21 protein-coding genes are annotated in these 18,389 nt (G+C 72.5%); 6 read left to right on the top strand and 15 right to left on the bottom strand.

Annotation, left to right across the window (positions count from 1 at the left end):
* Positions 1-6 precede the first annotated feature (6 nt).
* Positions 7-867: an SDR family oxidoreductase gene (locus ACFPCY_RS08865; protein ID WP_378253175.1), complete on the top strand. Its 861-nt coding sequence runs from the start codon at positions 7-9 to the stop codon at positions 865-867.
* Between the two features lie 11 nt (positions 868-878).
* Here the strand turns inward: ACFPCY_RS08865 and ACFPCY_RS08860 are convergent, their stop codons facing one another.
* Complete coding sequence (locus tag ACFPCY_RS08860; protein WP_378253173.1) at positions 879-1,778, bottom strand: alpha/beta hydrolase family protein; 900 nt, start codon at positions 1,776-1,778, stop codon at positions 879-881.
* 155 nt (positions 1,779-1,933) lie between these two features.
* Between ACFPCY_RS08860 and ACFPCY_RS08855 the strand changes: the two genes are divergently transcribed.
* Positions 1,934-2,509 carry a TetR/AcrR family transcriptional regulator gene (locus ACFPCY_RS08855; protein ID WP_378253171.1) on the top strand — a complete coding sequence of 192 codons (576 nt, stop codon included), beginning with the start codon at positions 1,934-1,936 and terminating at the stop codon, positions 2,507-2,509.
* A 59-nt stretch (positions 2,510-2,568) separates the two neighbouring features.
* On the opposite strand, the gene ACFPCY_RS08850 is transcribed toward ACFPCY_RS08855, so the two are convergent.
* The 9 genes from ACFPCY_RS08850 to ACFPCY_RS08810 form a co-directional block, all read right to left on the bottom strand.
* Positions 2,569-3,108, bottom strand: coding sequence for a DUF1062 domain-containing protein (locus ACFPCY_RS08850; protein ID WP_378253169.1), 540 nt, complete (start codon positions 3,106-3,108; stop codon positions 2,569-2,571).
* Between the two features lie 217 nt (positions 3,109-3,325).
* Entirely contained in the window at positions 3,326-4,783 is a 1,458-nt protein-coding gene (rox, locus tag ACFPCY_RS08845) for a rifampin monooxygenase (RefSeq protein ID WP_378253167.1), read from the bottom strand.
* 184 nt (positions 4,784-4,967) lie between these two features.
* Positions 4,968-5,165, bottom strand: a complete 198-nt coding sequence (locus ACFPCY_RS08840) for a hypothetical protein (protein ID WP_378253165.1) — start codon at positions 5,163-5,165, stop codon at positions 4,968-4,970.
* A gap of 238 nt (positions 5,166-5,403) precedes the next feature.
* Positions 5,404-6,027 carry a hypothetical protein gene (locus tag ACFPCY_RS08835; protein ID WP_378253163.1) on the bottom strand — a complete coding sequence of 208 codons (624 nt, stop codon included), beginning with the start codon at positions 6,025-6,027 and terminating at the stop codon, positions 5,404-5,406.
* Positions 6,028-6,415: 388 nt separating this feature from the next.
* The gene (locus ACFPCY_RS08830; RefSeq protein WP_378253161.1) at positions 6,416-7,561 is read right to left on the bottom strand and encodes an RNA polymerase sigma factor; all 1,146 of its coding nucleotides are present in this window, start codon (positions 7,559-7,561) and stop codon (positions 6,416-6,418) included.
* Complete coding sequence (locus ACFPCY_RS08825; protein ID WP_378253160.1) at positions 7,558-7,971, bottom strand: YciI family protein; 414 nt, start codon at positions 7,969-7,971, stop codon at positions 7,558-7,560. The genes ACFPCY_RS08830 and ACFPCY_RS08825 overlap by 4 nt, the downstream gene beginning before the upstream one ends.
* Positions 7,972-8,003: 32 nt before the next feature.
* Positions 8,004-8,504 carry a pyridoxamine 5'-phosphate oxidase family protein gene (locus ACFPCY_RS08820; protein ID WP_378253158.1) on the bottom strand — a complete coding sequence of 167 codons (501 nt, stop codon included), beginning with the start codon at positions 8,502-8,504 and terminating at the stop codon, positions 8,004-8,006.
* Between the two features lie 140 nt (positions 8,505-8,644).
* A complete protein-coding gene (locus tag ACFPCY_RS08815; RefSeq protein WP_378253156.1) occupies positions 8,645-9,376 on the bottom strand; it encodes a dienelactone hydrolase family protein in 732 nt (243 codons plus the stop codon).
* 275 nt (positions 9,377-9,651) lie between these two features.
* The gene (locus ACFPCY_RS08810) at positions 9,652-10,857 is read right to left on the bottom strand and encodes an FAD-dependent monooxygenase (protein ID WP_378253154.1); all 1,206 of its coding nucleotides are present in this window, start codon (positions 10,855-10,857) and stop codon (positions 9,652-9,654) included.
* 141 nt (positions 10,858-10,998) lie between these two features.
* Between ACFPCY_RS08810 and ACFPCY_RS08805 the strand changes: the two genes are divergently transcribed.
* On the top strand, positions 10,999-11,493 hold the full coding sequence (locus ACFPCY_RS08805) for a MarR family winged helix-turn-helix transcriptional regulator (RefSeq protein WP_378253153.1): 495 nt from the start codon (positions 10,999-11,001) through the stop codon (positions 11,491-11,493).
* Positions 11,494-11,547: 54 nt separating this feature from the next.
* Here the strand turns inward: ACFPCY_RS08805 and ACFPCY_RS08800 are convergent, their stop codons facing one another.
* Together ACFPCY_RS08800 and ACFPCY_RS08795 are read right to left on the bottom strand one after the other, a co-directional pair.
* Positions 11,548-12,144, bottom strand: a complete 597-nt coding sequence (locus tag ACFPCY_RS08800) for a cadmium resistance transporter (RefSeq protein WP_378253152.1) — start codon at positions 12,142-12,144, stop codon at positions 11,548-11,550.
* A gap of 91 nt (positions 12,145-12,235) precedes the next feature.
* Positions 12,236-13,267 (bottom strand): alcohol dehydrogenase catalytic domain-containing protein, encoded by a 1,032-nt coding sequence (locus ACFPCY_RS08795; protein ID WP_378253151.1) that lies wholly within the window; start codon positions 13,265-13,267, stop codon positions 12,236-12,238.
* 105 nt (positions 13,268-13,372) lie between these two features.
* On the opposite strand from ACFPCY_RS08795, the gene ACFPCY_RS08790 reads away from it, so the two are divergent.
* A complete protein-coding gene (locus tag ACFPCY_RS08790; RefSeq protein WP_378253150.1) occupies positions 13,373-14,041 on the top strand; it encodes a hypothetical protein in 669 nt (222 codons plus the stop codon).
* A 40-nt stretch (positions 14,042-14,081) separates the two neighbouring features.
* Here ACFPCY_RS08790 and ACFPCY_RS08785 read toward each other — a convergent pair whose 3' ends face one another.
* Complete coding sequence (locus ACFPCY_RS08785; RefSeq protein WP_378253149.1) at positions 14,082-15,743, bottom strand: FAD-dependent monooxygenase; 1,662 nt, start codon at positions 15,741-15,743, stop codon at positions 14,082-14,084.
* Positions 15,744-15,835: 92 nt separating this feature from the next.
* Here ACFPCY_RS08785 and ACFPCY_RS08780 point away from each other — a divergent pair, with 92 nt between their 5' ends.
* Positions 15,836-16,444 carry a TetR/AcrR family transcriptional regulator gene (locus ACFPCY_RS08780; protein ID WP_378253148.1) on the top strand — a complete coding sequence of 203 codons (609 nt, stop codon included), beginning with the start codon at positions 15,836-15,838 and terminating at the stop codon, positions 16,442-16,444.
* A 4-nt stretch (positions 16,445-16,448) separates the two neighbouring features.
* On the opposite strand, the gene ACFPCY_RS08775 is transcribed toward ACFPCY_RS08780, so the two are convergent.
* Both ACFPCY_RS08775 and ACFPCY_RS08770 read right to left on the bottom strand, forming a co-directional pair.
* Complete coding sequence (locus ACFPCY_RS08775; protein WP_378253147.1) at positions 16,449-16,697, bottom strand: hypothetical protein; 249 nt, start codon at positions 16,695-16,697, stop codon at positions 16,449-16,451.
* 83 nt (positions 16,698-16,780) lie between these two features.
* Positions 16,781-17,383, bottom strand: a complete 603-nt coding sequence (locus tag ACFPCY_RS08770; RefSeq protein WP_378253146.1) for a TetR/AcrR family transcriptional regulator — start codon at positions 17,381-17,383, stop codon at positions 16,781-16,783.
* A 125-nt stretch (positions 17,384-17,508) separates the two neighbouring features.
* Between ACFPCY_RS08770 and ACFPCY_RS08765 the strand changes: the two genes are divergently transcribed.
* Positions 17,509-18,255, top strand: coding sequence for an SDR family NAD(P)-dependent oxidoreductase (locus tag ACFPCY_RS08765; RefSeq protein ID WP_378253145.1), 747 nt, complete (start codon positions 17,509-17,511; stop codon positions 18,253-18,255).
* The last annotated feature ends 134 nt before the right edge of the window (positions 18,256-18,389 follow it).

Genomic DNA, 18,389 nt, shown 5'->3' with positions numbered 1-18,389 from the left:
GCGACCATGGCACGCACCGTCCTCGTCACCGGCGCCACCGGAACCGTCTCCACCGCGCTGATGAAGGCCCTGGAAGGCACCGACCTCAAGGTCCGCGCGCTCGTGCGCGACCCGTCCCGGGCCGGCGACTTCCCGGACGCGGCCGTCGGCGACCTCGGCGACCCGCGCTCGCTGCCGCCCGCCTTCGAGGGCGTGGACGACCTGTGGCTGCTCGTCCCGAACGGCCCGCGCACGCCGGAGCACGGCATGAACGCGCTGTGGGCGGCGCGCCGGGCCGGCGTCGAACGCGTCGTGCGCCTCTCGGTCGTCGGCGCGGCGCACGACGCGCCGAGCCGCAGCGCCCGGCTGCACGCGCTGTCCGACCGCGAACTGGAGCACTCCGGCCTGCGCTGGACGATCCTGCGCCCGCACTGGTTCATGCAGAACCTGCTGAACGAGGCGGGCGACGTCGCGGCGACCGGCGCGTTCGCGCTGAACATGGGCTCGGCGCGGCTCGGGATGATCGACGCCCGGGACATCGCCGAGTGCGCCGCCCGCGTCCTGCTGGACGCGCCGGGCCGCCACCACGGCCGCACCTACACCCTCACCGGCCCGCGAGCCGTCACCTTCCACGAGGTCGCCGGCTGTCTCTGCGACGCGCTCGGCCGCCGCGTCGGCTACCGGCCGGTCAGCGACGGCGCCAAGCGCGAGGCGCTGCTCGGCCACGGCGTCCCGCCCTGGATCGTCGACATGCTGGAGGAGTACGCGCAGGCGTACGTCTCAGGCTGGGGCGACTTCACCACCGGCACGGTCGCCGAACTCCTCGGCCGTCCCCCGCGGGACGTCGCCGACTTCGTCCGCGACCACGCCCCCGCCTTCCAGCGCTGACCTCGGAACCGCTACTTCGATTCGAGGACGCCCAGGGTGCTCTCCACGGGCACCGGCCAGGCGGCGTCCGCGAGGCCGAGGGCGTGGCGGAGGTAGGCGCAGGTGAGGCGCTGGATCAGGGCGACTCGTTCGGGGCTCTCGTCCGTGTTCTCCTTGTGGCCGAGACCGACGATGCCGCCCAGCGAGTGCTCCGCGCCGAACAGGGTGAGCAGGTCCGTGGCGCCCGGGCTGAGGCGGAAGGCGTCGGTGAACCAGTCCGGGCCCCGGACGGACAGCGGGGAGTCGTCCTTGTCGCCCGCGACGACGAGGGCCGGGGTGGTCAGCTTCTCGAAGTCCGGGCTCATGAAGGGGAAGTGCTCGGCCGCGAACGGGGACAGGTCGGTCCCGCCGGTGCCGGTGACGGCCAGCAGGACGCCCGCCTTGACGCGCGGGTCCGACATGTCCTCGCCGGGGACGCCGTCGGCGTCCAGCACTCGCGCGCCCAGCAGCGTGCTCGCCGTCTGCGCGCCCCAGGAGTGCCCGGCCACGGCGATGCGGGACCGGTCGACGCGTCCGGCGAGGCCGGGCACGGACGCCTCCAGCCGCTCCAGCCCGTCGAGGCAGCGCTCGAGGTCCTCGATGCGGAACCGCCAGATCAGCGGGGTTCGGGGATCGTCCGCCGGGACGCCGAGCTCCGCGGAGTCGAGGTGGGTGGGCTGGACGACCACGAACCCGTGGGCGGCCCAGAACGCGGCGAGCGGCTCGTAGGCGGTCGCGGACTGGCTGAACCCGTGCGAGAAGACGACGACCGGCAGGTCGTTCCCGGTGACGGGGGCGGAGACCCGTACTCGCAGGTCGTCGCCCCGTCCGGGGGCGGGCAGCGTGAGGGGGTGCACCGAGACGACGGGTGCGGGGGATGGCATCGCGTGCATGATCGTTCCTCCGTGATTCCCGCAGGCGTCATCGCGCGGCCCGGGGGCCGCGACTTGGCATGCGGGGAGCCGTTCCGGCATCCTGATGGATACGGAACCTTGTTCCGGTAAATATACGGAACATGGTTCCGCTTTTCAACGTGACGGAGGGTTCGATGGCGGACACGGCGGGCGCGCCGCGCCGGCGGCGGGTGGACGCCCGGCGGAACGAGGAGGCGTTGCTGAAGGCGGCGGCCGCGGCGTTCGTCGCGTCCGGCGTGGACGCGCCCGTGCGCGACATCGCGGCCAGGGCGGGCGTCGGCGTCGGCACGATCTACCGCCACTTCCCCACCCGCGCCGACCTCATCGTCGCCGTCTACCGGCACCAGGTGGAGGAGTGCGCGGCGGCCGGTCCCGCGCTGCTCGCCGCGCACGACTCCCCCTACGAGGCGCTGACGCGCTGGATCGACCTGTTCGCCGACTTCCTGATCACCAAGCACGGGCTGGCCGAGGCGATGCAGTCCGACGACGCCGGCTTCCAGAGCCTGCACGCCTACTTCCTGGACCGCCTCCTGCCCGTGTGCGCCGAGCTGCTCGCCGCGGCGGCGGACGCCGGCGAGATCGTCCCGAACGTCGGCGCCCTCATGCTGATGCGCGGCATCGGCAACCTGTGCATCGGCGCCGGCAGCCCCGACTACGACGCCCGCCGCATGATCGAATTCGTCACCGCGGGCCTGCGCTCGCAGCCGTAGGAAGCCGTTCACCGCGCCGTCCGGCGGCGGCTCGGAGCCACCGCCGGACGGGATCACGGCTATTCCTCGGGCAGCACGGTGAAGGTGAACCCGGTGGTGCGCGGGCGGCGCAGCGGGATCTCGCACTTGATCCGGCGCAGCGCCTGGTTCCTGCTGAGGCCGAGTTCCCGCGCGATGAGCCGGTCCGGACGCACCGGAACCGGGTCCTCGAAGACGACCTCGACCCGGACCGGCCACGCCTCCTCACGCCATGGTGAGGGGACGTCCAGCCGCCAGGCCCCCGTCCAGTCCAGGGTGAAGCGGTTGCGCCGGGCCAGCAGCGGATCTTCCAGCAGGGACGCCACCAGATCCCGGTCGTTGGCCAGGTAGCCGTCGAGCTCGGCCGGGTCCAGGGAGCGGACCGGTGCCCGCTCGTGCACGGCGAGCTTGCCGGTCCGGCCGCAGGACGCGCAGTGCACCAGCAGCCACACGTCCAGCGCCTTGCCGTTGGCGTTGACGCGGAACCGGCCCTCGCCGGTGGTCGCCGTCCCCGCCCCGCAGTCCAGGCACCGCAGCGACAGCAGCGGCAGCCTGGTCCGCCGGACGACCCAGGGCAGCACGATATGAGGTTGTGAAGACATGATCTCTCTAGACCTGACACGAGGCCGATTACGCGCGGCCTCGAACGCTGGGCGACCGGGCGCGCGAGGGCAGCCCGGCGGAGCCGGCGGCGATGCGCCGGCTTACCGAGAAGCGGAAGAAGGTGTCAGGTCTAAAGAGCAGGCGGGGTCACGCGGTACGTCCTCTGTCCTCACTACGACGTGGCTGCACGGCAAGCTAGTGGAGCACGCGCGGCTCGCTCAACGGGTTTTCGGCGGAGGCGCCGAACCATCGGGCCAGGTGGACGAGCAGGTCCTCCTGGTCGTCACCCACCCAGGCCACGTGGCCGTCCGGACGGAGCAGCACGGCCGGGACGTCGAGCTCCGCGCCGGCGCCCGTGACGTGATCGACCCGATCGGCCCAACCCCCGGCCGAGAGGGCACCGGTCCGGTCGAGGAGCAGGCCGCGACCGGTGCGCATCAGCTCGTACAGGCGGCCCCGCCCCAGCGGCAGGTCGCGCATCCGCCGGCCGAGCAGGTCGGGACCGTCCCCGAGGTCATAGCGGACGTCGATGCCGATCAGCTTCTCGATGAGGTACCGGTTCACCTCCTCGAAGTCCATCAGCTCGGCCACCAGGCGCCGCACCGACCGCGCACCCGCCTCCGGCGACATCAGGACGCCCTGCGCCCTCGTGTTGTCCAGGACGGCCGCGGCCACCGGACGCCGTTCCGACTCGTAGGTGTCGAGCAGGCCGTCCGGGGCCCGGCCGCCGAGCTCGGCCGCCAGCTTCCAGCCGAGGTTGAACGCGTCCTGGACGCCGAGGTTGAGGCCCTGCCCGCCCAGCGGCGGATGGACGTGCGCCGCGTCCCCGGCCAGCAGCACCCGGCCGACCCGGAACCGCTCGGCCAGCCGGGTCGCATCGCCGAACCGCGAGAGCCAGCGCGGCGAGTGCGCGCCGAAGTCGGTGCCGACGACCGTTCTCAGCCGTCCCCGGAACTCCTCCAGCGTCGGCGGGACCGTGCGGTCGTCCGCCACGCCCGCGGCGGGGACGACCAGACGGAACATGCCGTCCGGCAACGGCATCGCGCCCAGGAACAGCTCGGTCTTGCGGCCCTCCGCGATGACGGCGGAGATCGTGGCGAGGTCGGCGGTCACCTTCATCTCGCCCAGCAGCGTCTCCACCTTGGACGGCTCCCCCGGAAACCCGACGCCGAGCAGCTTGCGCACCGTGCTGCGGCCACCGTCGCACCCGACGAGATAGCGCGAACGCAGCCGCGTGCCGTCGGCCAGCTCGGCCGTGACGCCCTGTTCGTCCTGGCCGAGCCCGACCAGCTCCCGGCCCCGCAGGATCTCCGCGCCGGCCTCGACGGCGTGCTCGGCCAGCAGGCGCTCGGTGAGCGGCTGCGGGATGCCGAGCGCGTACCCGTGCGCGGTGTCCAGCCGTTCGGGCGACGGCTTGGCGATCGCGGCGAAGAAACCGCCCAGCGGATACGGCTTGCCCAGTTCGAGGAACCGGTCGAGCAGCCCGCGCTGGTCCAGGATCTCGATGCTGCGCGCGTGCAGTCCCAGCGCGCGGACGAACGGGGCCGGTTCCGGCTCCCTCTCCAGGACGAGGACGCGCACCCCGTGCAGCCGCAGCTCGCCGGCCAGCATCAGGCCGGTCGGCCCGCCCCCGGCAATGATCACGTCGAACATGAACCCCCCGCTTTCCGAGACCGGACATGGCCGGCACATCCCTGCGGACGCGAGCGCGCGATGACGCGCGCATTCCGCAGGCACCGGCTTCCAGCGGAAGATTCTGCGGCAGGCCCCGGGGCTTGTGGCAAGCCCCGGGGCGCGCTATAGCTTGGTAGTGGCGGGGAGTCCCGCCGCGTTCCTCTCAGGTCTTGCCGACCCCCGCCGCGCTGCCGTCGCCGTCGGTGGTGGCGGAGTTGTGGCCGATGGCCGTGCCGTCCGAGGCGAGCGCCGCCCGATGCTGCGGCGCGGCCTGAACGGTCGCGTACTCGATCGCCGTGGCGAAGGCGAGCAGCCCCGCCAGTGCCGCGACCGGGGCGAGGAACCGGATCCTGCTTCTCATGGAACTCCTCGATGCTCGGCGGACGGCGACCTGCTCGGCCGCCGCGGGAAGCGCACCCGCCGATCCCGTCGCTACCCGAATGCGCGTCCTCATCGCGATCCTCCTCCGCTCCGGGGCACCGTCAACAGGGAGATATGCGCGAGGGTTACACGCACCCGCCTCCCCGGCCGCATCTCAGCACCGGCCGCATCTCAGCACCGGCCACTTCTCAGCGCCGCCGCTCGTCAGACCGCGCTTCTCAGAAGTCGAACGGCTGCAACTCGGCGTGCCGGACGGAGTAGCCGCCCCTGGTCACGGGCGCGAACGGCGTGGGCGCCATGCACGTGCCCACCGGGTTCTCGCCCATCGTGCCGGGCTTGTCGTCCCAGAAGTTCATGAGGTCCCAGGACAGCCCGACGCGGTCGCCGCGCTTCCCGCCGTCGTACACGCTGAACCCGACCCGCTTGCCGATCATCTTCTGCCCGTCCGGCATCGCCGGGTCGACCCGCCGCATCAGCGCGGTCACGCTCGCCGTGCGCGGGCCGGTCACGAGGCAGTCGACCTCGCCGACCGCCCAGTAGGTGTGCTTCCGGGACGCCGAGTAATGCCGCACGGTCACCGTGCCCCGCGCGTCGGTCGGCAGCCCGCGCTCCATGTGCGGGTAGGGCCGGGGCTTGGTCCACGGCGCGCCGTGCACGTCGAACTCGAACGACCGCACGTCGCTGTCCTTGACGTAGGGAAGCACGAAGTCGGCGCGTCCGGTGACGCCGGCGTTCGCGGGCCTGCTCCGCTGGTCGGCACGGGCCACGGCCGCCCCGGCACTGAGCGAGACGGCGGCGGCACCGGCGACGGCCAGGGCCGCGGTCTTGCGAAGGGACTGCATCGGAATCTCCCGATCTCTCGTTTCCAGTCCCCGAATCGTCGTCCGCCGCCCCCGTCCCGGTGATCACCCGCGGGTCCGAACCCCCTCACCCGCGCGAGGGAAGTTCCCCATCCCACCTCCCACCCCCGCGCTAGGACGCGCCCCGCGCCGCGCGCCCCGCGCCCCGGCGTGCCCGCCGGGTTCCGGTCGGGAAACGGAGTCGTCACCCGCGTCCGAAACCGGCCAGAGCGATCGCGTCCGCGCGGCCCGGCGCAGATGATCCAGGTCCGCCCGCTCCCGCCGGGGGCGAGTCGATCGGGGAGCCCTGACCGCGGAGACGTTCCGCTGGACGGCGTCCTCTACGGGTTCCCGGTCAAGGGCACCACCTGACGCCGGAAGTTCCCCGTCCTCACGGGCGCGGTAGTTGGCGTACGCGGGCGGCCTCGCGGGTGAGGTGGTCGCGCTCCGGCACGCTGTCGGCGGTGCGGGCGGCTTCGGCGTACAGGTCGGCGGCCTGCTCGAGGTCTCCGGAGCGTTCGCGCAGGTAGGCCAGCACCGCGGTGTACCGGGGCAGGTCGGGGCTCACGTCGGCCAGCGCCGCCAGGCCCGCCTGCGGCCCGTCCGCCTCACCGACCGCCACCGCCCGGTTGAGCCGCACCACCGGGCTGCCGGTGAGGCGCAGCAGCTCGTCGTACCACTCGACGATCTGCACCCAGTCCGTTTCGGCGGCGGTCGGGGCGTCGGCGTGCAGGGCGGCGATCGCGGCCTGGGCCTGGTACTCGCCGAGCCGGTCGCGGGCCAGCGCGTCCTGGAGGATCGCCACCCCCTCGGTGATCAGGCCGGTGTCCCAGCGCGTCCGGTCCTGCCGAGCGAGCGGTACGAGGCGCCCTCCCGGGCCGGTGCGGGACGCGCGGCGCGCGTGGTGCAGCAGCATGAGCGCCAGCAGGCCGGCGACCTCGGGCTCGCCGGTCAGGGCGACGAGCTGGCGGGTGAGGCGGATCGCCTCGGCCGCGAGATCGACGTCTCCGCCGTACCCCTCGTTGAAGACGAGGTAGAGGACGCGCAGCACCGTCCCGAGGTCGCCCGGCTGGTCGAGCGGAAGGCCCGTGATGCGCCGCTTGGCCCGGCTGATCCGCTGTGCCATCGTCGCCTCGGGGACGAGGTGGGCGGCGGCGATCTGCCGGGTCGTCAGCCCGCCGACCGCGCGCAGCGTCAGGGCGACGGCCGAGGCGGGCGGCAGGGAGGGATGCGCGCACAGGAAGTAGAGCCGCAGCGTGTCGTCCCTGGCGGGCGCCGGACCGGCGGGCGGCTCGACCTGCACGGTGAGCTCCCGCCCGCGCCGCGACGCCTCGGCGCGGGCCGAGTCGAGGAACTTGCGCCACGCGGCGGCGACGAGCCACGCCTTCGGGTCGCGCGGCGGGTCGTCCGGCCAGGTGTCCAGCGCCCGGATCAGGGCCTCCTGGACGGCGTCCTCGGCCGAGGCGAAGTCGGCTCCGCGCCGGACGAGGACGCCGATCACCGCGGGCACGAGCTCCCGCAGCAGCGGCTCGTTCACACCGTGCCCGTGGCCGTGGCCGACATGTCGTAGAACGGCCGGAGCTCCAGCCACTCGTGGATCGGCTTCCCGCCGGGGCCGGGAGCCGCCGACAGTTCCCCGGCCACCTCGACGGCGCGGTCCCACGACTCGACGTCGATGATGTACCAGCCCGCGATGAGGTCCTTGGTCTCGGCGAACGGGCCGTCGGTCACCGGCGGACGCCCCTCGCCGTCGGACCGCACGAACGCTCCGTCGGCCGCCAGCACCTGCGTGTCCACCCACTCGCCGGTCTCCCGCAGGCGGGCCTCGAAGTCGCGCATGTACTGGACGTGCGCGTCGACCTCCTCGGGCGTCCACTGGTCCATCGTCCCGTAGTCGACGACGGGCGCCGGGCCACCGCGGTAGTGCTTCAGGATCAGGTACTTCACGGACGTTCTCCCTCTCTCGTCTCGCACCCCGGTCAGCCGTTCAGGCGCTCGGCCCGCCGCCGGGCGAGCTCCTCGACCGCGCTGGGAAGGGTGGTCTCGAAGTCAATCAGCTTCGCCCAGGTCGGTGTGACCACAATCCGGACCATTCCGTCGTGGTAGAGGGAGCGGACCTCGGCCTCCCACTCGACCCGCTGCTCGGGCGTCATCTCGTAGCTGCCGTTGATCTGGAGGTACTCGTCCGGGATGCCGTCGACCGGGTCCAGCTCCGCCCGGCCGCGGATCAGCAGGATCTTCGGCGGGTGCGACTCGGTGTCGATCGTCAGGGCGACCGCCGGGTGGTCGCGCAGCGCGCCCAGCTTCGCGGAGTTCTTCGTCGTGCACAGGATGATCTCCGAGCCGTTCCAGGCGAACGCGATCGGGATCGCCCGCGGCGTCCCGTCCTTGGCGACGTAGGCCAGGCGCGTCAGGTCGCGGTCCAGCAGCTCCCGGCTGAGCGGACGGTTCAGGACTTCGGCGATCTCGTCCGGCGTCATGGTCGGTCTCCTCGTTGCTCAGGTGGCCCGTCCTGGCCACTCATGCCCCTGGGACGGAGCCCGCGCCGCGTTCTCGACACCGTGGGCGGACCAATTTCAAAAAATCTCGTTCTGGCCCGCCCACGGCGCGACTAGCCGTACTAGCCCAGATGCCGGGTGAAGAACCCGGAGGCGCTCTCCCCCGCGTGCTGCGGGACGCCGGTGTGTCCGCCCATGTTGGCGTTCAGCGACTTCTCCTCGGAGCCGAAGGCGTCGAACAGGTCCAGGGCCGCCTGCCGGTCGTTACCCTCGTCGTCCCACTGGAGCAGGACGTGCAGCGGGATGGTGACCTGCCGTGCCTCTTCGAGAATGGCGCGGGGCACGAAGCTTCCCGCGAACAGGACGGCGGCCGTGATGCGCGGTTCGACCACCGCCAGCCGCACGCCGATGGAGATCACTCCTCCCGAGTACCCGACCGGCCCGCCGATCCCGGGCAGGGCGAGGGCGGAGTCCAGGACGGCCCGCCATTCCGGGACGGCCGTGTCGACCAGCGGAAGGATGAGCCGGTCGATGAGGTCCGCGCCGACCGGCTCTCCGGCCTGCAGCGTCCGGCGCAGGTCGGCGCGCGCCTGCTCGGCGCCGGCCAGGCGGGGCCGGTCGCCGCTTCCGGGAAGCTCGATGGTGACCGCGGCGAAGCCGTCCGCCGCGCAGCGCCGGGCCCGTGCCGCCAGCCGCGGATACATCTTGCGGAGCCCGCCGGGGTGGCCCAGGAGGATCAGCGGCACCGGCGCCGAGACCGGTTCCGGCGTCCACAGGATGCCGGGGACGTCGCCGAGAGTGAACTCGCGTTCGAGAACGCCGTCGTCGAGGCGTCCTTCAGAAGGGAAACGCATGGTCGTGCCTTTCGGGAGTGCTCTGGAACGGCGCTCCCGGACGACCTACCGCCCGACCGTGGCCCCTGAGGGGAGCACCCATGTCGATACGTTCACGGGTACCACCTCCTCGTTCTCCTGCACGGCCGCAGGCAAGGTACCACCGCACCTCCCATCCGCCCAACCGCTTTTCCCGCCGTCCCGGCCTGCCCCGGCCTGCGTGGCTTGCGTGGCCTGCGTGGCCTGCCTGAGCGTGGTTGGCCGGCCGCCGTTCGGCTGCGGCGCGAGCCGGCGAGTCAGCGCGTGAGGGCGTGTTCGTAGCCGGGGAGGGTCAGCGCGGTGGTGGCGGCGCCGCCTTCGGCGCTGGACGGGAGCGTGGTCTGGGTGCGCAGCAAGGCGTTGCGTGCGTCGAGTTGCCGGCGGGTGCGCGGAGCGACCACGCCGCCGCCTTCGGTGGCCAGGGCCTGGTTCTGCTCGGCGAAGGGGCGGACGGTCTTCTCATAGGCGGCGAAGGCGGCGGCGTGATCGGTGTGAGTGGCCAGTTCGCCGGCCAGGACGTAGGCGGCCACCAGGGAAACACTCGATCCCTGACCGGACATGAACGAGGTGGCGTGCGCGGCGTCACCGACGAGCGCGACGCGGCCGGTCGACCAGGCGGGCATGTGGATCTGGCTGACGACGTCGAAGAACAGATCGTCGGCCGCGCGCATCGCCGCCACCAGCCGAGGGATCTCCCACCGGGTGTCGGGGAAGGCCGAGGCCACCAAGTCGCGCTGCGCCCGCGGGCTGCGGAAGGCCGCGAACGGCGGTTCGTCCCGGGCGAAGACGAGGAAGCCGTGGATCGGCTCGCCGGGGTCGTGCGCGTAGAGGGCGGCGGCTCTGCCGGGTTCGTTCCACAGCACTCCCTCGTGGCGGAGCCCGAGGTCGTCGGGCAGGGTGAAGCCGGCGAAGCAGAAGCCGAGGTAGCGGTGGTAGCGCTCTTCGGGCCCGAAGGCCAGGCCGCGGGTGTTGGAGTGGAGCCCGTCCGCGCCGATCACCAGGTCGAACGTCCGGCGGACGCCGCTGCCGAAGGTGACCTCGACCCGGTCGCCGCGATCGTCGAGGACCGCGATCGAGTCGTTGAACAGGAACTCCACCTCGTCCTCGACCAGTTCGTAGAGGCAGTCGGCGAGGTCGCCCCGGCGCACTTCGAGGTCGAGACCCTCGGCGCCGCCGGTGAGGGCCTCCGGGCGCAGCCGGGTCAGGACACTGCCGTCGGGATGGAGGAAGGTGATCTGGCGAGTGTCCACGTGGAGCCGCTGGAGGCGCGGCAGCAGGCCCATGCGTCCGGCGACGTCGCGGGCCGTGCCGCGGATGTCGATCGCGTACCCTCCCCCGCGCAGCTGGGCGGCCTTCTCCACGACGGTGACCTCGAAGCCGTACCGGACGAGCCAGTAGGCGAGGGCCGGGCCGGCGATGCTGGCTCCGGAGATCAAGATTCTGCGAGCGGTGGGGGAGTTCATCTTCCCGAGTCCTTCCTGGTCAGGCACGCACCCAGATACATGCATGTTTTAGGTATACTTCTGGTGAGCGGACTGCGCCCGTGGGCGCCCCGCTCCCCCGACCATATATATACATTCTTTAAGTATGCAACTGGAGATCGGATGAACGCCGGACACGGAAGTCCCCTCGGCGAGGACGACGACGTGCTGGCCGTGATGCCCCGCATCGCGCAGCTGGGCAACGCCATCAGCCGCGGCCGGCTGACCGAGCACGCCATGAAGGCCGCCGGAGTCGAGGTGGACCGTCCGGCCTTCTCCGTCCTGGTCTCGGTGCACATGGCCGGCAGACCGCTGCGCATCAGCGAGATCGCCGAGCAGATGCAGCTCGTCCAGCCGCACGTCACGCGGCAGGTCCAGACGCTGGAACGCCACGGCCTGGTGCGCCGCACCGGCGACCCGAACGATCGCCGGGTCAGCATCATCGAGCCGACCGACGCGGGCAGGACGGCCGCCGACCGCTACGCGCGCACGCTCATCAGCTGGTTCACCGGCGCCATCGCCCACTGGTCCGAACCCGACCGCGCGGCTCTCGGCCGCCTGCTGGCCCGCTTCGCCGACGACGTCACGACCCACCTGGCCACCCTCGAAGACAGCTGACCCGTCCGGCACCCCCCTGCCGGAGACCTGCAAGGAAGACGCCCGCGCAAGGCGCTACAGGCCGAAGGCGCCGCCCTCGATGAGGATGAGCAGCCCGATGCCGATGAGCACGACGGGCAGCAGGACGTGTCCCCAGCGGCTCAGCGCCTTGGCGACGGCGGGACGGGTGGCGAAGTACCGCCCGGCCGCGACCCACACCGCCACCAGGATCAGGAACACCACCGCATAGACGCTCATGCCGCCGACGCCCGCGGTGGCGAAGACCGGGACGTAGACCCCGATGTTGTCGCCACCGTTGGCGAAGGTGACGGCGGCCAGCTCCAACGGCCGGGGACCCCCCTCGGCGGCCGGCCGCTCCTGCTCGCTGTCGTGGCGATGCCGCCACGCCTGCACCGCGGCCTTGACGCCGAGCGCGAGCGGCAGCAGGCCCAGGTAGGGAATGGCGTCCTCGGGCAGGAACGTGGCGCCGAACGCGGCTGCCCCAGCGACGGCCAGAATCGCCGCGAACCCCAGATACTGACCGACCGCGATGCTGCGCGTAGCGCCGCGGTGCCCGGCACCCTGCGCGAAGAACAGGGCCAGAATCAAGAGGTCGTCGATGTTGGTGACGGCGAACAGCCCGGCCGCCTGCCCGACGATGCCCAGGTCCACAGTGCGGCGGCCGCCCTTCCCCCAAAGATCCCCGGCGAGCCTACCGACCCCGGCGAATGGCTCGTGGACATCCTGGCTGCCCGCCAGGGCGTCAGTCGTGGAAGTGGACGACCGACTTGATGGCCTCCGGGGACGGATGGAGCGCGGTCGGCCATGCCTCGATCGGCACGGAGTCGGTGAGCAGGGACTCCAGCCAGGGGCGGTCGGCTGCGCACAGGTGGCCGTGGGCCGCCTCGAAGTGGCTGCGGCCCGCGTTGACGGTGCCGACCAGCGCCTTGTTCCAGGCGAGCAGGTCGTGGCTCAACGCGCCCGCGTTCAGAGCGGCGGACGAGCGCGGATCGCCGCCGCCGACCAGGCAGGCGGCGCCGGCGGGGGCCGTGAGGGCGATGGCCTCCTCGATCAGGATGCCGGTGCACTCCAGGACGCGGTCGAAAGCGCCCGCCAGGTCCCGGACGTGGGTGTGGTAGGCGGCGCCGAGCGCCTTGGTCTGTTCCGGTTTCGGTCCGGCCTCGATCCGGTCCACCACGTGCACCTCCAGGCCGCGCTGGACGCCCAGCAGGGCGCACAGCAGGCCGATCGGGCCCGCGCCGAGGACCAGGACGCGCTCGGCGGGGCGTCCGGCCGCGCGGTCGGCCTGTTCCCACGCCTTGACGGCGACGCTGGTGGGCTCGACCAGGACCGCCGTCCGTTCCAGGCCCGCGGCGACGCGCACGGCGTACCGGGGGTCGAGGGTGAAGCGCTCGGCTCCGAAGCCGTCCAGGCCCTTGATGCCCCGCTCGGTGAACCGGCCGTTCTCGCACAGGTCGGGACGCTGGGCGGCGCAGAAGCGGCAGGGCACCGGGTCGGGACGCCGGACCATGCCGACGACCAGGTCCCCGGTCTCGAACCCGGAGTCCGTGGGCGCCCGCAGCACGCGTCCCAGCGACTCGTGCCCCAGCACGGCCCAGTCGCGGCCGGACGGCGCGGCCGGCAGTCCCTGCTCGACGATTTCGCGGTCGGTTCCGCAGACGCCCAGGACGAGCGTCTCCACCAGCAGGTCGTCGCCGTCGGCCGAGGGTTCGGGCACGTCGGCGAGTTCCGGGCCGCGGCCCGCACCAGCGGTGTACACCCTCAACGCGCGCACCTGTCCTCCCTTGCCCCGATTGCGGTTCTCCGGTACGAACAAAGCAGGCCAGAACATGCTGTCACGCTTTTCTCCAACCTCAAGGGCGCAGAGGGCGGTCGGGCGATGTGCGACGACGAGGCGATCAAGCTGGGCGAGTTCCAGGCGCTGCGCCAGGAGATCACCAACAGGCTCACGATCTCCTACACCATCCTGGGGCTCGGGCTGGCGGCGTTCGGCACGGGATTCTCGGTGGCGAACCGATCGTCGCACGTCTTGGCGGCGCTCTCCGGAGTCTCCGCGCTGCTGTGGCTCTACTGGACGGACAATTCCCTGTCGATCCACCGGATCGCGGCCTACATCGCCGTCGTGCTGGCCCCTTCCCTGAACGCCCGTGATGCCGACGTCCTGACCTGGGAAAGCTTCTTCCGCAACGTCTGCGCGGGCGGCGATCGCGCCGACCTGGCATTGTTCAGGAATTCCCAGGTGACCCGCACCCGGCGCATTCGACCGGCGCAGTCGGCCGATTGGTACGCCACCGTCCTCTTCGGCGGGGCCACGCCGGTGCTGCTCTCTCTGTACATCGGGGCGAACGTCCACCACGGCGCTCCTCCCGGCCCGACCGTGTGGATGGCGGCGGTGGTGTGCGCGGCCATTTGGGCCTTCGCCGTCAAGGAGTTCGTCCGCCTGGTCCAGGAACGAACCGTGTTCCGGCTGGCGATCCTTTCTTCGGGCTCGGCGGCCTCCGGCTCGGCGACTCCCAGTTCGGCGGCCTCGCCGCACCCGGCCCACTGACCGGCGTGACGGGCGGACGTCCGCCCGTCACGCCCGGATCTCACGAGTGCTCGGCAACTGCTTCGTCCACTGCTCCCAGCGCTCGCCGTACGGCGGTGGTGAGGACGGTGACGTGCTCCGGGACGGCCCGGGAGGCGCGCCAGGCGATCACATGGTCGGGGCGGACGAGCAGGGCGCCCTCGTCGCTGATGCCGCACCTCTCAGCAGGCCGTGTCTTCGCTGAGGGAATCTGCCGGGGCAGAACCGCGGTGTCGAGGAAGGCGCCGTGGGGATCCAACTGGCGTGCGGCGTGCACCCACGGTTGGCCTTCGGGCCCGGCGAGAAGCAGGTAGCGGCCGTCACGGACCAGGTCGAGCGTCGAGCGGGACCGGTCCGCACCGCTGAGGGGCAGGTGCGGCAGCCGTGTGCCGGGCTCGCCGCGCCAGCGATCCGGTTCGTCCACCAAGGGCAGATCGGTGGCGGCCTCATCGTCACCACGGACGGGATAGCGGTAGCCGACCGCCACCGCCGCCTCACTGAGCAGCGGACGGTCCTCGATCGGGATCGGCGCCCGGCCGCGGAACCGCAGCAGTGCCTGCTCCACCGTGAGGCGGCCCACCGGACGGCGTTCGGGCTCGTAGCCGTCCAGCAGCCGCGGGTCGGCGTGGCCGCGCAGGACCGAGACCAGCTTGGCCGTGAGGTTCCAGGCGTCCTGGATGCCGGTGTTGGCGCCGAAGCCGCCGGCCGGCGGGGTGACGTGCACCGCGTCGCCGAGCAGGAAGATCCGTCCGGCGCGGTAGGAGTCGGCCGCCCACGCGCCCATCTGCCAGACGCGGCTTTCGGTGAGCGTGAAGCGCGACGGCGGCAGTCCGAGCGCGCGTGAGACGAAGTCGCGACGCCACCGGTCGCCGAACGCCGAAGGGTCGGTGACCGCGGGGTCGAACATCACCGACACCGTCCCGCGGTCGTGGGCGGGGTCCCAGGCCAGGAACGCATGGTCGGGCGGGCCGGTGTAGGCCAGCGCGAGCGGACGGCCGTCGAGCACCCGGCGCAGGTCGGCCTCGAACCCGACCTCCATGACGTGCGCGGCCACCGGGATTCCGCTGCGGCCGATGCCCAGGCCCTCGCGGACGGCGCTACCGTTTCCGTCCGCGGCCAGCAGGTAGTCGGCCGCCACGGTGTACGTGCCGCCGTCGGCGCCGCGTATCCGCGCCACGACCTCGTCCTCGTGCCGGCGCAGGTCGAGAAGGCGGTGGCCGAAGCGCAGGTCGGCCCCGGCGGCTCGGGCGTGCGCGCGGACGACCTCCTCCAAGTCGGCCTGTTTGACGAAGGCGCTCTGGCAGGGCGAGACGGCGCTGAAGTCCGCGGCGGCGGGCAGCGGCCAGCGGCGCAGTTCGGGTCCGGCGAGCGAGTCGACGACCGCGGCGTGGTCGGCCTGCGGGAGACGGCGCTGGACGGCATAGACGTCCTGGTCGGCCCCGACGGAACGGTACGCCTCCATCGTGCGCGGATAGAACAGCTTGGCGCGCAGCCTGGTCGAGACCGCGGGGTGCTTCTCGACCAGGACGGGCGTGATGCCGCGGGCCGCGAGGAACAGGGCGGCCGAAGCCCCCACGATGCTGCCGCCCACGATCAGGACGGGAACGCGCGCCTGCGGCGGGCCGGTGGTGACCGGAGCGAGCTCGCCGTCCGCGCCGTCCGCCGCGGCGCTCGAGTCGGACATGCTGGTCTCCCTTCCAAACGAATCAGAACAGCCCTGTTCCATTAGTACCTCACGCGGCACCGCAAACGAAACAGCCTTGTATCGTTAGCCGGGTGAACGCGGAACTCCCGGTCCGGCGCGGCGGACGGCGGCGCGACCCGGCCACCGACTCGGCCGTCATCGACGCCGTCCTCGACATGGTCGCCGCCGGCGCCACCCTCACCGGCCTGTCGCTGGTCGCCATCGCCAAGCAGGCCGGGGTCTCGCGCAACAGCGTCTACCGGCGCTGGAAGACCAAGGACGAGCTCTACCTCGACGTCCTGGAGACGATCAACCGGCCCCGGCCCGCGCCGACCGGCGCCGGCACCCGCGAGGACCTGGCCGTCCTGCTGCGGGGCCTTGCCGAACGCGTCGTCGACCAGCGGGCCAGCAGCATGCTGCGAGCCCTCAACGCCGAGGCCGCGACCTTCCCCCGGCTGCACGGCCGCTACTTCGAGGAGATCGTCGCCCCCCGCCGGGAGGCCATGAACGACGTCCTCCGGCGCGGCGTGGAACGAGGCGAGATCCGTCCCGACGTCGATCCGGACCTGATCGCCGAACTCCTCGTCTCACCGCTCCTCGCCCGCATGGCATCGGGCAGTACCGACCGGCTCGATCCGGAGCGGACCAGCCGTCAGATCATCGACCTCGTCCTGGAAGGCGCGGGGGCGGCGCCGGCCTGAGCGCTCACGCCTCCGGGGAATCCACCGCGGTGGCGGCGTTCCAGCACTGTTCCAGGAGGGTGAACGCCTGGTCGATGGCGGCGATCGGGTCGGGCTGGGAGTCGGCGAAGCGCGGGGCGCGGGTGTGGACGGTCCGGCCCGCCGGGCGGTCGGTGACCGCGCTGACGAGGGCGGCCTCGTTGCTCGTGTCCTCGTCGAAGACCAAGGCCTCCTTGCCGTCGGGGAAGAAGTTGAACAGCGTCGACACCGACACGTCCGCTTCCTCGGCGATCTCTCGGACGCCCACTGGTCATAGCCGCGCTAGCCCCGGATCCGTCCCCCTGAAGAGTCCGCGAACTAAGCGCGGAGGGCGTCGATCAGGGCGTCTACGGCGGCGAGTGCGGCGGTCGTGTCGAGTCCGGTGCGGGAGACCAGGGAAAGGCCCTGGACGGTGAACAGCAGCAACTGAGCCTGGGCTTCGGGGGCGGCGTCCCCAGTGACCTCGCCGCTGGCCTGTCCACGCCGCAGGGCGTCGGCGACGATCCGGGTGAAGCGGGCGTGCGCGCGGACGACGATCTCGCGGGCCTCGGCGTCCTGGGGAACGAGTTCGGCGGTGGTGTTGCCGATCATGCACCCCTGCGGGACGCCGACGTCCGAGGCGTACTCGGCGGCGGCCCGGGCCGGGGTGGCGAGCACCTCGCGCAGCGCCGGCAGCACCGGCCCGGACTCCAGCGCCGCGAGCAGCCGGCGCTCGTAGGCGTCCCAGTACAGCTGGACCGCCGCCAGGTAGAAGCTCCGCTTGTCGCCGAAGGCGCCGTACAGGCTGCCCCGCTCCAGGGCCAGCGCCTCGACCAGGTCCTGCACGGAGGTCGCTCCGTAGCCCCGGGACCAGAACAGCATGAGCGCGCGCTCCAGGGCCTGCTCCTTGTCGAACGCGCGAGGGCGCCCCGTCCGTGCCATGGGCCCAGGTTACGACTTTTTGACCGGGCGCACAAAAGACCGTACGGTGATGCCCGAGGCACTTTTTGAACGATGGCACAGAAGTCGGGCGCGCGAGCGCCACGGCGGACGAGAGGCGGCACCACATGGACTTCACCGGCAGGACGGCGCTGGTCACCGGGTCGGGCGCGATCGGCGGGCTCGGGCACGCGACCGCGAGGACCCTCGCGGCCGGCGGCGCGAACGTGATCATCACCGGCACCGACCCGGACCGCGGCGCCCAAGTCGTCGACGACGTGCAGAGCGTGGCCGGTTCCGCCGCCACCGTGCGCTTCGTCGCCGCCGACCTGGCCGACCCGCGCGCAGTGCAGCAGCTCGCCGACGACGCGGGAAAGGTGGACGTCCTCGTCAACAACGCGGGAGTCGTCCCGTTCGGCGCGACCACCGAACAGGACATCGCCGACTTCGACGCCGCCTTCGCCGTCAACGTGCGCGCGCCGTTCGTCCTGGTCGCCCGGCTGGCGCCGAGGATGGCCGCCCGCGGGGGCGGCAGCATCGTCAACGTCAGCTCCACCGCGGCCGGCCTGGGCATGCCGCTGATGGCGGCCTACGGGGCCACCAAGGCGGCGCTCGAGTCCCTGACCCGCACCTGGGCGGCCGAGTTCGCCGCGTCGAACGTGCGCGTCAACGCCGTGTCGCCCGGCCCGATGACGACGGCCAAGGTGGTGGCGGCCATGGGGCCCGACCTCGGCGGCATGGGCCTGACGACCGCGCTGAAGCGCACCGCCGATCCGGCCGAGGTCGCCCGGGTGATCGCCTTCGTCGCCGACGACGACGCCAGCTACATGACCGGTGCCGTCGTGGCCGCCGACGGAGGCCGGACCGCCATCTGACCGAAGACGCACCGGCCGCCGGACGCGCCGACCGCCGGCCAGGCGAAGGCCGCCGGCCAGGCAAGGGCCGCCGGGCGTTCCTCCGAAATGGCGGGAAGGGCCCGTCATCGCCACCAGAACCACCGCAACCAGGA

It is taken from the genome of Actinomadura gamaensis (genome assembly GCF_042652125.1).
GTDB classification, from domain to species: Bacteria; Actinomycetota; Actinomycetes; order Streptosporangiales; family Streptosporangiaceae; genus Spirillospora; species Spirillospora gamaensis.
The sequence above is the reverse complement of the archived record's forward strand: the minus strand, read 5'-3'. Positions and strand labels throughout refer to the sequence as shown.